Origin of the sequence: Pseudomonas kielensis, assembly GCF_030505375.1 — a bacterium.
In the GTDB taxonomy this organism is placed as follows: domain Bacteria; phylum Pseudomonadota; class Gammaproteobacteria; order Pseudomonadales; family Pseudomonadaceae; genus Aquipseudomonas; species Aquipseudomonas kielensis.
In genome coordinates this window covers 2,928,134-2,942,096 of the sequence record NZ_CP130043.1, presented here as the reverse complement: position 1 = coordinate 2,942,096, position 13,963 = coordinate 2,928,134, and the positions used below count along the sequence as shown (strand labels likewise).

Genomic DNA, 13,963 nt, shown 5'->3' with positions numbered 1-13,963 from the left:
CCACATGGTTTCAAGGGGAGCAACAAGATGATCAAACGCAATCTGCTGGTGATGGGCCTCGCGGTCCTGCTGAGCGCCTGCGGTTTCCAGCTGCGCGGTACCGGTACGACCGAACTGGCAATCAAGGAGCTCGACCTGAGCGCACGTAACGCCTATGGCGAAACCGTGGTCATGATGCGTCAGGTATTGCAAAGCAGCGGCGTCAACGTAGTGGCCGGCGCACCGTACAAACTGGTGTTCACCGACGAACAGACCACCCAGCGCAGCCTGAGCTACTCCGGTGCCGGGCGGACCGCCGAGAACGAGCTGACCACGGTGCTGAACTACCAGATCGTTGGCCAGAACAACCTGTCGCTGATCAGCGACAGGCTGCAGGTGCAGAAGGTTGTCATGCACGATGGCAGCAACATCACCGGCTCCGTTCAGGAAGAAGACGAAGCGCGTAAGGAAATCCGTCGCGACCTGGTGCAGCGCATGATGCTGCGCCTGCAACAACTGACCCCAGCCCAGCTGGATCAACTGCAGCAAACCGCTGACGCCCGCGCCAAGGCCGAAGCCGATGCGCTGGAAGCGGCACAGAAGGCTGAAGCGAACACCCCGCGTCAGTCGCCGCTGCAAGTCCCTGCCGAGTAAGTCTTACGGGGCGCCTGTGCGCCCCGTTTGCCCCGCCCTATGAAACTTGCCCCCGCCCAACTCGCCAAACACCTGCAAGGCACCCTCGCGCCGGTCTACATCATCAGCGGCGATGACCCGTTGCTCTGCCAGGAAGCCGCCGACGCGATTCGCGCTGCTGCCCGCCAGCAAGGTTTTGATGAGCGCCAGGTCTTCAGCGCCGATGCCAGCTTTGACTGGGGCACGTTGCTGCAAGCCGGGGCCAGCATGTCGTTGTTTGCCGAAAAACGCCTGCTGGAACTGCGTTTGCCGTCCGGCAAGCCGGGGGACAAGGGTGCCGCGGCCCTGATGGAGTACTGCGCTCGTCCGGCCGAAGATACCTTGCTGCTGATCAGCCTGCCCAAGCTCGACGGCAGTGCGCAGAAAACCAAATGGGGCAAGGCCCTGGTCGAAGGCCCGCAGACTCAGTTCGTGCAGATCTGGCCGGTGGACGCCAACCAGTTACCGCAGTGGATTCGCCAACGCCTGTCCCAGGCCGGGCTCAGCGCCAGCCAGGATGCCGTGGAGCTGATTGCTGCTCGCGTCGAAGGCAACCTGCTGGCGGCCGCCCAGGAGATCGAAAAGCTCAAGTTGATGGCTGAGGGCGGGCAGATCACGGTCGAGACAGTGCAAGCGGCCGTGGCCGATAGCGCGCGCTTCGATGTGTTCGGGCTCACCGACGCGATTCTCAACGGTGAAGCCGCCCACGCCCTGCGAATGCTCGAAGGCTTGCGTGGCGAGGGCGTGGAGCCGCCGGTGATTCTCTGGGCCCTGGCCCGTGAACTGCGTTTGCTGGCCAACCTGTCGCTGCAATACAGCCAGGGCGTGCCGCTGGACAAAGCCTTCAGCCAGGCCCGACCACCGGTCTGGGACAAGCGCAAACCGCTGATGAGCAAGGCCCTGCAACGCTACTCGGCACCGCGCTGGGCGCAACTGCTGCTCGAAGCGCAACGCATCGACGCGCAGATCAAGGGCCAGGCCGCCGGCTCACCGTGGATGAGCCTCAGCCGCCTGTCGTTGCTGATGGCCGGCCAGCGCCTGAACTTGCCTGCCGAGTAAGGCCCTGCTTGCAATCACGCGCGAAAGGTCCTACATATTGTAGGGACTAGACAGATCCCTCACTTCAGCCGATGATTCGCCTCGTCCCCCCCCACCCTTGGAGTCAATCGCCCATGAGCAGAAAACAGCGGCCCAACAAGGCCAAATCCATCGTCGCCCAGCCATTGTTCCGCAGCCGCCAGGAACAACCGGCCAAGGGCAAAGGCAGCTACCGCCGCGAAGCCTTCCAGTCTAAAAGCTGGGAGGCTTCTTACTTTCTGGCCGCGTGAAGCGCAGCACCCCCTCGACATGTTAAGGTCGGCACCTGATTCGTATTCTCTGGACCTGTGCATGCCCTTTAGTATTTCCCGTCGTTGGCACCTGCGCCAACTGATCGCTGCCACAAGCCTCGTTCTGCTTGTCGCCTGCGCGGAAAAACCAACCGCCGCCGACGCCCAACCGCTTCAGACCGTTCCTGTCCCGACCGCACCGGCCGTTGTCGCGCCCGTGGTGCCGACCGGCGACAACCTCGAGATCCAGCCGACCCAGACATTCGAGCAATGGCAGGCCAGCTTCCGCAAGGACGCGCTCGCCGCCGGTGTCAGCCCGAGCCTGTTCGACCGCGCCTTTGCCGGTGTCACGCCGGACATGAGCGTGATCCGCGCCGACCGCAGCCAGCCAGAGTTTTCCCGCCCGGTGTGGGAATACCTCGACGGCGCGCTGTCAGCCCTGCGCGTGCGCCGCGGCCAGGCGCTGCTGGAGCAATACGCCGACACTCTGGGCGCGATCGAACAGCGCTACGGCGTCGACCGCCAGGCACTGGTTTCCGTCTGGGGCATGGAAAGCAACTTCGGCAGCTTCCAGGGCGACAAGTCGGTGATCCGTTCGCTCGCGACCCTGGCCTACGAAGGCCGGCGCCCGGGTTTTGCCCACGCGCAATTGCTGGCCGCGCTGCAGATTCTGCAACAGGGTGATATCGCTCCCGAGAAGATGCTCGGCTCCTGGGCTGGAGCCATGGGCCAGACTCAGTTCATCCCGACCACCTATAACACCCACGCCGTGGACTTCGATGGTGACGGTCGCCGCGACATCTGGGGCAGCCCGGCCGATGCGCTGGCGTCCACCGCCCACTACCTGCAAAGCTCCGGCTGGCAGAAAGGCCAGCCGTGGGGCTTTGAAGTCGAGGTACCGAGCAGCTTCAACTACTCCCTGGCCGACGGTGCGATTCGCAAAACCGTCGCCGAATGGACACAACTGGGCGTCAAGCTGCCCAACGGCGCCAGCGTGCCAGCCGGCTCCGAACAACTGTCCGCCGCCCTGCTGCTGCCAGCCGGTTACCGTGGCCCGGCGTTCCTGATCCTCGATAACTTCCGCGCAGTGCTCAAGTACAACAACTCGTCGTCCTACGCTCTGGCCGTCAACCTGTTGTCCCAGCGCTTCAGCGGTGGCGGCCGGATCAACGGCCAATGGCCCAAGGATGACCTGCCGCTGAGCCGTTCCGAGCGCATTGAATTGCAGAACCTGCTGAGCACCCACAACTACGACGCAGGCAACCCCGACGGCATCATCGGCGCCAATACCCGCAAGGCCATTCGCGCAGCACAACAGTCATTCGGCTGGCCGGCGGACGGCTACCCGACGCACAAACTGCTGGACGCCCTGCGCAGCCGTTGAACCCATCGCGGGCAAGCTCGCACCCACACAGGTCTGTGTGGGTGCTTGCAACATCTGCAAGCGTCCAGCATCAATTGTGAGCCTGGTCGGTCTCTAGCGCCTGAGCACCACATCCTGCTCCAGCACCAGGCTCTTGCCCCCCGCATCCAGCGTCACCAATGCGCCCATCGGCAAGCTCAGGTTCGGGTCGCAATGGCCACTGCGCCAACCGGCCAGCACCGGGATGGCGAACGGCGCGAAGGTCTGCTTGAGCAGGCGCGCCAGGGCATCGCGCTCAACCCCCGCCACATCCCCCACCAGCACCCCGCGCAAACGGCTGAGTTTGCCGGCAAGACGCAGGTGCGTCAGCAAGCGATCGATGCGATACAGCGGCTCGTTGATGTCTTCGATGAACAGAATGATCCCGTCGGCGTCGATTTCGAACGGCGTGCCCATGGTGGCCGCAATCATCGAAAGGTTACCGCCCAGCAGTCGCCCCTGGGCGATGCCTGGTTCGAGGGTGGTCAATGGGTAGGCCACCGGGTGCGCCAGCCGACTGCCGGCCGTCAGCTGCCCTCTGAGCAGGCTGAACAACGACGCCTCGGTCGGCGCCTGCTTGCCCCCCAGCAGGTCGGCATTGAGCATCGGCCCGTGAAAGGTGACAAACCCCGCATAGCGGCTGATCGCCAGGTGCAAGGCGGTGATGTCGCTGTAGCCGACAAACGGCTTGGCATGCCGGCGCAGCAGCTCATAGTCGATCCGGTCGAGCAGGCGTGGGCTGCCATAACCGCCGCGCAGGCACAGGATGGCGTCGATCGTCGGGTCGCTGAACGCCTGGTGCAGGTCATTGAGGCGCACCTCATCGCTGCCGGCCAGGTAGCCGTCCTTCTCCAGGACCCCGGGATAGATCTTTAGCGAGTAACCGCGCGTGCGCATCCAGAGCAGCGCCTGTTCGGTATCCAGTGCCGCCGGACCTGCTGGCGCAATGACTGCAATGCGACCGGCGGCAGGCAATGCCGGGACGGCGGTATGTGGCACAACGATGGCGGTAGAGCGAGTGGTCATCCGTGATTCCTCCCAATGACCCGATTAAAAAAAAGCCCGCAAAGCGCTAACCTTGCGGGCCCTTGGTGTTTCACACAGCGGTCAGGACGACATCAGCTCGGCCTTGACCAGCTTGGCCTGCTCGTCCGCGTGGTACGAGGAACGCACCAGCGGGCCGGAAGCAACGTTCTTGAAGCCCATTTTGTAACCTTCCTCGGCGAACCAGGCGAAGGTGTCCGGGTGCACAAAACGCTGCACCGGCAAGTGGCTGCGCGACGGCTGCAGGTATTGGCCCAGGGTCAGCATGTCGATGTCGTGTTCGCGCATGCGCTTCATGACTTCGATGACTTCTTCGTCGGTTTCGCCCAGGCCCAGCATCAAGCCGGACTTGGTCGGAATGTGCGGCATCATCTGCTTGAATTTCTGCAGCAGGGTCAGCGACCACTGGTAGTCCGAACCCGGGCGTGCGGCCTTGTACAGGCGTGGCACGGTTTCCAGGTTGTGGTTGAACACATCCGGTGGCTCGGCCGCGGTGATGGCCAGCGCCACGTCCATGCGCCCACGGTAGTCGGGGACCAGGGTTTCGAGCTGGACGTTCGGCGACAGCTTGCGGATCTCGCGGATGCAGTCGGCAAAGTGCTGGGCACCGCCGTCACGCAGGTCGTCGCGGTCGACCGAAGTGATCACCACGTACTTGAGTTTCAGGTCGGCGATGGCAATGGCCAGGCTTTCTGGCTCGTTGACGTCCAGTGGTTTCGGACGGCCGTGGCCGACGTCGCAGAACGGGCAACGACGGGTGCAGATGTCGCCCATGATCATGAAGGTCGCGGTGCCGCCAGAGAAGCACTCGCCCAGGTTCGGGCAGGAAGCCTCTTCACAGACGCTGTGCAGCTTGTGTTTGCGCAGCAGGGCCTTGATGCGGTCGACTTCCGGGGAAACCGGGATGCGCACGCGAATCCAGTCCGGCTTCTTCGGCAGTTCGGTGGTCGGAATGATCTTTACCGGGATGCGTGCAACCTTCTCGGCGCCGCGCAGCTTAACGCCGGCTTCAACCTTGGCACGCGGGGCCGCACGCTCGGTGACATCCAGCGTCGGGATCATGGTTTGCACTGCATCAGTAGTCATATCAGTCGATTCCGCCCGTTAGGGTCGTCTGCTCAGCATAGTCGAGGTGTTTGACGAGCTGCGCGCGCAGCCGGGCACTTACCTCGGCAAATTCTATCGGCCCTGTATGGTCACGCAGCTGAGTCATTGCCAGCCCGGCGTAGCCACAGGGGTTAATCCGTCGGAACGGTTCAAGGTCCATATCCACGTTCAGGGCCAAGCCATGAAAGGAGCAACCGTGGCGGATCCGCAGCCCCAGAGAGGCGATTTTTGCACCATTGACGTAGACCCCCGGTGCATCCGGCTTGGCCACGGCGGTAACACCATAGCTGGCCAGCAACTCGATCAGGCAGCGTTCCATCCGGCTGACCAGGTCCCGCACGCCGAACCCCAGCTTGCGCACATCCAGCAGCAGGTACGCGACCAACTGCCCCGGACCGTGGTAGGTCACTTGGCCGCCGCGGTCGACCTGCACCACCGGAATGTCCCCCGGCAGCAGCAGGTGTTCGGCCTTGCCGGCCTGACCCTGGGTGAACACCGCCGGGTGCTGGACCAGCCAGATCTCGTCGGCACGCTCGCTGCCACGTTCATTGGTGAAGCGCTGCATGGCCTGCCAGACCGGCTCGTAAGCCAGCTGGCCGAGTTCACGAAAGCCCAGCGGTGCCGTCATCACAGCACCATGTGCACGAAACCGGTAGCGCGCAACTCGCTGTTGATGTCGTAGAGCTGTTCCTGACCGGTGGCGATGATGTGCAGCTGGATGGTCGTGTACTTGCCATTGGTACTCTGGCGTTCGGCCAGGGTCTTGTGGTCTACGGTGGCGTGCTTTTCCAGGATCGCAATGATCTTGTCCTTGAAGCCCACACCGGTGTCGCCGATCACCTTAATCGGGTAATCCGCGCAAGGGAATTCGATCTTTGGCGCCTTTACTTCTGTATCTGTCATGGCGTAACGGCCTCGTAAGCCGTGGCAACGGACATGGCCCCGCTCCAGGTCGGAACGGGGCCATGCAGGTCCACACTAAATCAGTTGAACAAGCCGAAGAAGAATAGACGGATGCTATCCCACATGCGGCGCAAGATACCACCCTCCTCGACGGCGTCCAGCGCGATCAGGTCGGCGCTATGCACCACCTTGTCGTCCAGCTTGACTTCGACTTTACCGATCACGTCGCCCTTGGCGATTGGCGCGATCAGTTGCGGGTTCATGGTCATGCTGGCAGCGAGCTTCTTCAGCTGGCCTTTTGGCAGAGTCATGGTCAGGTCTTGAGCCAGGCCAGCCTTGACCTGGTTGGTGGTGCCCTTCCAGACAGGAGCCTGGGCCAGCTCGGCGCCCTTCTGGTAGAAGGTCTGGGTTTCGAAGAAGCGGAAGCCGTAGGTCAGCAGCTTCTGGGTTTCAGCTGCACGCGCGGTGTCGCTGTTGGTGCCGAACACCACGGAGACCAGGCGCATGCCATCACGTACCGCCGAGGACACCAGGCAGTAGCCGGCTTCGTCGGTGTGACCGGTTTTCAGACCGTCGACGGTCTTGTCGCGCCACAGCAGCAGGTTGCGGTTAGGTTGCTTGATGCCGTTCCAGAAGAACTCTTTCTGCGAGTAGATCGCGTAGTGAGCCGGGTCTTCGTGGATGATCGCGCGCGCCAGGATCGCCATGTCGTGAGCCGAGGAGTAGTGCTCAGGGTTTGGCAGGCCGGTCGGGTTCATGAAGTGGGTGTTGGTCATGCCCAGGTCAGCGGCAGTCTTGTTCATCATGTCGGCGAACGCGTCTTCGCTGCCGGCGATGTGCTCGGCGAGCGCAACACTGGCGTCGTTGCCCGACTGGATGATGATGCCGTGCAGCAGGTCGCTGACCGACACTTGGGAGCCGACCTTGATGAACATCCGCGAACCGCCGGTACGCCAGGCGTTTTCGCTGACGGTCACCGGATCGTTTTCACCGATCTGGCCACGACGGATTTCCAGGGTCGCGATGTACGCGGTCATCAGCTTGGTCAGGCTGGCTGGCGGCAGACGCTGGTCACCGTTGTTCTCGACCAGCACGTTGCCGCTGCTGGCGTCCATGAGCACGTAGGCCTTGGCGGCCAGTTGTGGTGACGACGGCATCATCTCGGCCGCGAAAGCGGACGGCGAGAGGAGCAGCGGGACTAGCAGGCACAGGCGTTTGGCAAAGGTGGTGATGTTCATCCGTCTCTCGAAATCGCTAATGGAAACTGCCCTCGCGGGCAAAACTAATCTGACAACCCTCACGGCACAAGGCCTTGAGGGTGTCGCGTGTTCAGTTGTTCACTCACTGACCCTTGCCGGGCTTTTGTTGTACTACGAGCCAACAACTCAGGTTCACCCCCCAATACTGCAAGCGAACCTTGAATCAGGTGTTACTTACTCGGCCGTCACCAGGCTCGGCGAACCGAGATTGGCCAGGCGCACGCTGTTTTGCACTTGCGTAATCTCACCCGGCGAACCGATAGGCCCCAGGCGAACCCGGTGCAGGGTCTGCTGATTGCGCACGATCGAACTGATGAACACCGGAGCGCTCACCATCCCGCTGAGCTTCGATCTCAGGAGCTCTGCAGCGTCCGGGTTGGCGAACGCGCCCACCTGTAGATACTGGCCAGAGGCTGGTACAGAAGCGTTTTTTTTAGCGTTGATCTGCATCGGCACGACGGCTGCCGCGTGCTGCTGTGGCGGCGGGGTCCATTGTTCGACCTTGCCGGTCGACGTGGTGATGACCGGCCCGCTGTTTTGCGCGATCTGCGGCTCGTTGAGCATCAACGGTGCCGGCCGGCCCTTGGCCGCCCACCACTCTTGCGGGTCGATGCCTTCGACCTTGACTCGCGCTGTACCGGTTTCGGCATAACCGAGTTTCTTCGCCGCGGCGTAGGACAGGTCGATGATGCGGTCGGAATAGAACGGCCCACGGTCGTTGACCCGCAGGACCACCGTGCGTTTGTTGTCCAGGTTGGTCACCCGCACATAGGCAGGCAACGGCAGGGTCTTGTGCGCGGCACTCATGCCGTACAGGTCATAGACCTCGCCATTGGCGGTGTTCTGGCCATGGAACTTGGTGCCATACCAGGACGCCGTCCCCGTCTCGACATAACGCTTGGACTCGGGCATCGGGTAGTAGGTCTTGCCCAGCACGGTGTAGGGGTTGGCCTTGTAGGACCCGGTGTGCAGGGTGGGCGTGGCGTCGGGAATGCGCGACACATCAACATCCCACCACGGCGCGCCGTCCTTGTGGGCTCGGTTGATGTCCAGCCCCGGTGTGGCGCGGACAGCGGTCGGGGCTTTCTGCGGCTGCGGTGCGCGGCTGGTCGAGCAACTGACCATGAGCATCGACAACGCGGTGAAAGCCACCAGCTTCAGGGGTTTGCGGATTGGCAATGCCGGCATTACTTGACGCCCCGTGCTTGGACCAGCTGTTCAGACAACTGATGTACGGCCATGGCGTACATCACGCTGCGGTTATAACGCGTAATCGCGTAAAAATTCTTCAGGCCCATCCAGTATTCAGGGCCATTGTCGCCTTCCAGACGAAACGCGGTGACCGGCATATCGTCGCGCAGCGCATCATGACTCGACCAGCCCAGCGCTCGCAACTCCCCGACGGTTTTCGTCGGCTCGATCCCGGTGGTCAGGCCGTCGTCGACCTGATCGCCCCGCACCTCGGCGAGACTGACCACCGGTTGCCCGGCTTCCCAGCCGTGACGCTTGAAATAGCTGGCGACGCTGCCAATGGCATCATCGGCGTTGGTCCAGATATTAATGTGGCCGTCGCCGTCGAAGTCCACCGCATACGCCCGAAAACTGCTGGGCATGAATTGCGGCAGGCCCATGGCGCCGGCGTAGGAGCCTTTGAGCGTCAGCGGGTCAACCTGCTCTTCGCGCGCCAGCAACAGGAACTCGCGCAATTCCTTGCGGAAGAATTCGGCACGTGGAGGGTAGTCGAAACCCAGGGTCGACAACGCATCGATTACCCGATAATTGCCGGTATTGCGGCCGAAAAACGTCTCGACCCCAATGATCGAGACAATCACCTGGGCCGGCACGCCGTATTCCTGCTCGGCACGGGCCAGCACTGCCTCATGCTGGCGCCAGAAGTCCACGCCGCGGGCAATGCGGGCATCGGTGAGGAACATCGGGCGATATTCCTTCCATTGCTTGACCCGCTCGGCAGGCCGCGAGATGGCGTCGAGAATCGCCTGCTTGCGCTGGGCTTCACGGAACACGCCCATCAGCTGTTCGCCGGCAAAACCGTAGTCGCGGGTCATTTCACCGACAAATTCGGCCACTTGGGGCGAGCCTTCATATTCGCCGGCCAGCGCCATGGGCGCCGTACCAAGGATGCTTACCAGGCCGACCCACGGAGCGTATCGAGTCGCCCAGCCACGCATTACTTGCATTGAACTCTTCACCTTATTCAAACCTGCGCGATCCACTTACGATGGGTATGGATCGACATCAAAACCCCAAACGCTGACAGCAGCGTCACCAGCGAAGTTCCGCCGTAGCTAATGAACGGCAACGGCACCCCTACTACCGGCAACAGGCCACTGACCATACCGATGTTGACGAAAACGTAAACAAAAAACGTCATGGTCAGTGCACCGGCCAGCAATTTGCCAAACAGTGTCTGGGCCTGGGCGGTAATCACCAGGCCACGGCCAATCAGCAGCAGATAGATCAGCAACAGGGCGCAAATGCCCACCAGGCCGAACTCTTCGCCCATCACCGCGATGATGAAGTCGGTGTGGCTTTCCGGCAGGAAGTCCAGGTGCGACTGGGTGCCCAGCAGCCAGCCCTTGCCAAATACCCCGCCGGAGCCGATGGCGGCCTTGGACTGGATGATGTTCCAACCGGTGCCGAGCGGATCGCTCTCCGGGTCGAGGAAGGTCAGCACGCGCTGCTTCTGGTAGTCGTGCATGACAAAGAACCACATGGCGATCGCCACCGGAACCGTGGCCGCCAGCACGCTGATGATCCAGCGCCAGCGCAGGCCACCCATGAACAGCACGAAAGCGCCGCCGGCGAGGATCAGCAGCGAGGTGCCGAGGTCGGGCTGGCGCACGATCAGGATGAACGGGATGCCGATCAGGATCAGGCTGACCCCGACGTGTTTGAGTTGTGGCGGCAGCGTGCGCTTGGCCAGGTACCAGGCGATGGTCGCCGGCATGATGATCTTCATGAACTCCGAGGGCTGGAAGCGGATCACCCCGGGAATGTTGATCCAGCGCGTCGCCCCCATGGCGTTGTGGCCCATGATGTCGACCACGATCAACAGCACCACGCCGAACACGTAGCCCAGCGGCACCCAACGCGCCATGAAGCGCGGCTCGAACTGGGCGATGATGACCATCGACACCAGGCCGATGCCGAACGAGGTGGCCTGCTTGGCCAGCAGGTCCCAGCTCTTGCCGCTGGCCGAATACAGCACGAACAGGCTGCCGGCCGCCAGAATCAGCAGCAGGATCAGCAGCGGACCGTCGATGTGCATGCGTTGCAACAGCGTCGCACGGCGACGCATCACATCCTCGCTGGAGAGAATGCGATCGAAATTACTCTTCACGGGCCGTAGCCTCCGCGGTATTGGGGCTGGCGAACTCAGGTTTGAGCCGGCCGTCCTGGTCCAGAAGCCAGGCGTCCATGATTTGACGGACTACCGGCGCGGCGACGCCGGAGCCGGACTCGCCGTTCTCGACCATCACCGACACGGTGATTTTCGGGTTGTCGGCGGGTGCGAAACCCACGAACAAGGCGTGGTCGCGATGGCGTTCCTGCACCTTGGAGCGGTCGTACTTCTCGCCCTGTTTGATCGCGACCACCTGGGCGGTACCCGACTTGCCGGCGATCCGGTATTGCGCGCCGATCGCCGCTTTACGCGCCGTGCCGCGAGCACCGTGCATCACTTGCTGCATGCCATGGTTGACCCGGTTCCAGTCCAGCGGATCGCGCAGGATGATGTCCGGCATCGGGTTGTCGTCCACCGGCTTTTCGCCTTCGATGGTCTTGGCCAGGTGCGGACGAATCCACTTGCCCTTGCTGGCCACCAGTGCCGTGGCCTGGGCCAGCTGCAGCGGGGTGGACTGCATGTAACCCTGGCCAATCCCCAGGATCAGGGTTTCCCCCGGGAACCAGGCCTGGCGGCGAGTAGCGCGCTTCCATTCGCGGGACGGCATCAGCCCCGGCGATTCCTCAAACATGTCCAGCGAGACCTTCTGGCCGATGCCGAACTTGCCCATGTAGGCCGACAACCGATCAATCCCCAGCTTGTGGGCCAGGTCATAGAAGTAGGTGTCGTTGGAACGCATGATCGCCGTGTCGAGGTCGACAAAACCGTCACCGGAGCGGTTCCAGTTACGGTATTTGTGATCGTAGTTGGGCAACTGGTAGTAACCCGGGTCGAACACCCGCGAGGAAGCCGTCACCACCCCGGAGTCCAAGCCGGCAATCGCCACGGCTGGCTTGATGGTCGAGCCAGGTGGATACAGGCCGCGCAGCACGCGGTTGAACAGCGGTCGGTCGATGGAGTCACGCAACTCGGCATAGGCCTTGAAGCTGATACCGGTGACGAACAGGTTCGGGTCGAAACTCGGCTGGCTGACCATCGCCAGGACTTCGCCGGTGTTCGGGTCCAGGGCTACCACCGCGCCACGACGGCCGCCCAAAGCCGCTTCGGCCGCTTCCTGCAGCTTGATGTCCAGGCTCAGGACGATGTCCTTGCCGGGAATCGGGTCGGTGCGCTTGAGCACCCGCAGCACGCGGCCTCGGGCGTTGGTCTCGACTTCTTCGTAGCCGACCTGGCCGTGCAACTGGGGCTCGTAGAAACGTTCGATACCGGTCTTGCCGATATGATGGGTGCCGCTGTAGTTCACCGGATCGAGGGTCTTGAGCTCTTTTTCGTTGATCCGCCCCATGTAGCCCACCGAGTGCGCAAAATGCGCGCCCTGAGGGTAATGGCGCACCAACTGGGCAACCACTTCGACGCCTGGCAGGCGGAACTGATTCACCGCAATGCGGGCAATCTGCTCCTCCGTCAGTTCGAAGAGGATCGGCACCGGCTCGAACGGCCGACGCCCCTGGCGCATGCGTTTTTCAAAGATCACCCGGTCCTCGGGCGTCAGCTGCAGCACCTCGACGATCACATCGAGGACCTGCTGCCAGTCGCCGGAGCGTTCGCGGGTCATGCTCAGGCTGAAGCTGGGCCGGTTGTCGGCAATCACTACGCCATTACGGTCGAAGATCAGGCCGCGCGTCGGCGGAATCGGCTGAACGTGGACGCGGTTGTTTTCCGACAGGGTCGAGTGGTACTCGTACTGGATCACCTGCAGAAAATACAGCCGCGCAATCAGCACGCCGATCAGCACCACCACTGCAATTGCCCCGAACACGACACGGCCACGCACCAGACGGGCGTCTTTTTCGTGGTCCTTGATGCGGATCGGCTGGGGCATGAGGGCAGAACTACTTGTGGTAAGGGTGGCCGGACAGAACAGTCCAGGCACGGTACAGCTGTTCGCCGATCAGGATCCGCACCAGCGGGTGCGGCAAGGTCAAGGGCGATAACGACCAGCGCTGATCAGCCCGCGCACAGACTTCCGGCGCCAGCCCCTCGGGGCCGCCGACCATGAAGTTCACCGTGCGCGAGTCCAGGCGCCAGCGATCGAGTTCCACCGCCAGTTGCTCGGTGCTCCACGGTTTGCCGTGGACTTCGAGGGTGACGATGCGCTCGTTCGGCCCGACCTTGGCCAGCATGGCTTCGCCTTCCTGGCGAATGAAACGCGCCACGTCAGCATTCTTGCCCCGGGTGTTGAGCGGTATTTCCACCAGTTCCAGCGCCAGCTCGGACGGAAGACGCTTGGCATATTCATGCCAGCCTTCTTCCACCCACTTGGGCATGCGTGAACCGACGGCGATCAGTCGCAGTCGCACAGCGGTCCCTTATTGCTGGTCTTTGTTGAGCTTGGTGAAGTGCTCATGGGTGTTTTCCGGGCTGTGGTGCGCGGCGCTGGCCGAACGGCTTTGCTCGGCACCGGCCCACAGGCGCTCCAGGTCGTAGAACTGGCGTGCCGAGGCGGTCATCATGTGCACGATGACATCGTCCATGTCCAGCAGGACCCAGTCGCTGTCGCCCTTGCCTTCTTCGCCCAGCGGCTTGACGCCCTGTGCCTTGACCGCTTCGCGGACCTTGTCCAGCATCGCGCCGATCTGGCGGTTGGAGGTACCGGTGGCGATGATCATGAAGTCAGTGATGCTCTGCTTCTCACGAACGTCGATCACCTGGATGTCCTGGGCCTTGACGTCTTCCAGGGCCGCTACGGCAACCTTGACCAGCTCTTCGCCAGCCAGGATCACGCCAGTGTGCGCTTCTACTGGCAGCGGGGCGCTCTTGAACGTGCCTTTACGCTTTACTTTGGTTTGGTCTTTGTCAGTCATATAAAACTCGTTTTGCTCGTATGTTCGGGCGCATCAATACA

15 protein-coding genes are annotated in these 13,963 nt (G+C 62.4%); 4 read left to right on the top strand and 11 right to left on the bottom strand.

Features of this window, described 5'->3' with window-relative positions:
- Positions 1-27 precede the first annotated feature (27 nt).
- The 4 genes from Q1W70_RS13700 (at position 28) to Q1W70_RS13685 (ending at position 3,363) form a co-directional block, all read left to right on the top strand.
- Complete coding sequence (locus Q1W70_RS13700; RefSeq protein ID WP_166590435.1) at positions 28-633, top strand: LPS-assembly lipoprotein LptE; 606 nt, start codon at positions 28-30, stop codon at positions 631-633.
- A gap of 39 nt (positions 634-672) precedes the next feature.
- Positions 673-1,710, top strand: a complete 1,038-nt coding sequence (gene holA, locus Q1W70_RS13695) for a DNA polymerase III subunit delta (RefSeq protein WP_166590436.1) — start codon at positions 673-675, stop codon at positions 1,708-1,710.
- Between the two features lie 113 nt (positions 1,711-1,823).
- Complete coding sequence (gene arfA / locus Q1W70_RS13690) at positions 1,824-1,979, top strand: alternative ribosome rescue factor ArfA (protein WP_095166318.1); 156 nt, start codon at positions 1,824-1,826, stop codon at positions 1,977-1,979.
- Between the two features lie 61 nt (positions 1,980-2,040).
- Positions 2,041-3,363 (top strand): lytic murein transglycosylase, encoded by a 1,323-nt coding sequence (locus Q1W70_RS13685; RefSeq protein WP_166590437.1) that lies wholly within the window; start codon positions 2,041-2,043, stop codon positions 3,361-3,363.
- Between the two features lie 93 nt (positions 3,364-3,456).
- Here Q1W70_RS13685 and Q1W70_RS13680 read toward each other — a convergent pair whose 3' ends face one another.
- The 11 genes from Q1W70_RS13680 to rsfS form a co-directional block, all read right to left on the bottom strand.
- Positions 3,457-4,407 carry a S66 peptidase family protein gene (locus Q1W70_RS13680; RefSeq protein WP_166590438.1) on the bottom strand — a complete coding sequence of 317 codons (951 nt, stop codon included), beginning with the start codon at positions 4,405-4,407 and terminating at the stop codon, positions 3,457-3,459.
- An 81-nt stretch (positions 4,408-4,488) separates the two neighbouring features.
- On the bottom strand, positions 4,489-5,511 hold the full coding sequence (gene lipA / locus Q1W70_RS13675; RefSeq protein WP_371927842.1) for a lipoyl synthase: 1,023 nt from the start codon (positions 5,509-5,511) through the stop codon (positions 4,489-4,491).
- A 1-nt stretch (position 5,512) separates the two neighbouring features.
- Positions 5,513-6,160, bottom strand: a complete 648-nt coding sequence (lipB, locus tag Q1W70_RS13670; protein ID WP_166590439.1) for a lipoyl(octanoyl) transferase LipB — start codon at positions 6,158-6,160, stop codon at positions 5,513-5,515.
- A complete protein-coding gene (locus tag Q1W70_RS13665; protein ID WP_008152827.1) occupies positions 6,160-6,435 on the bottom strand; it encodes a DUF493 domain-containing protein in 276 nt (91 codons plus the stop codon). The genes lipB and Q1W70_RS13665 overlap by 1 nt, the downstream gene beginning before the upstream one ends.
- Positions 6,436-6,515: 80 nt before the next feature.
- Entirely contained in the window at positions 6,516-7,673 is a 1,158-nt protein-coding gene (locus tag Q1W70_RS13660) for a D-alanyl-D-alanine carboxypeptidase family protein (RefSeq protein ID WP_166590440.1), read from the bottom strand.
- Between the two features lie 195 nt (positions 7,674-7,868).
- Positions 7,869-8,825 (bottom strand): septal ring lytic transglycosylase RlpA family protein, encoded by a 957-nt coding sequence (locus Q1W70_RS13655; protein WP_371927845.1) that lies wholly within the window; start codon positions 8,823-8,825, stop codon positions 7,869-7,871.
- A gap of 56 nt (positions 8,826-8,881) precedes the next feature.
- Complete coding sequence (gene mltB, locus Q1W70_RS13650) at positions 8,882-9,892, bottom strand: lytic murein transglycosylase B (protein WP_302097455.1); 1,011 nt, start codon at positions 9,890-9,892, stop codon at positions 8,882-8,884.
- Between the two features lie 17 nt (positions 9,893-9,909).
- Positions 9,910-11,013, bottom strand: coding sequence for a rod shape-determining protein RodA (gene rodA, locus Q1W70_RS13645; protein ID WP_166590487.1), 1,104 nt, complete (start codon positions 11,011-11,013; stop codon positions 9,910-9,912).
- Between the two features lie 31 nt (positions 11,014-11,044).
- A complete protein-coding gene (mrdA, locus tag Q1W70_RS13640; RefSeq protein WP_166590443.1) occupies positions 11,045-12,940 on the bottom strand; it encodes a penicillin-binding protein 2 in 1,896 nt (631 codons plus the stop codon).
- 10 nt (positions 12,941-12,950) lie between these two features.
- Entirely contained in the window at positions 12,951-13,418 is a 468-nt protein-coding gene (gene rlmH / locus Q1W70_RS13635) for a 23S rRNA (pseudouridine(1915)-N(3))-methyltransferase RlmH (RefSeq protein WP_003185785.1), read from the bottom strand.
- A gap of 9 nt (positions 13,419-13,427) precedes the next feature.
- Positions 13,428-13,922, bottom strand: a complete 495-nt coding sequence (rsfS, locus tag Q1W70_RS13630) for a ribosome silencing factor (RefSeq protein WP_166590444.1) — start codon at positions 13,920-13,922, stop codon at positions 13,428-13,430.
- Positions 13,923-13,963: the final 41 nt, after the last annotated feature.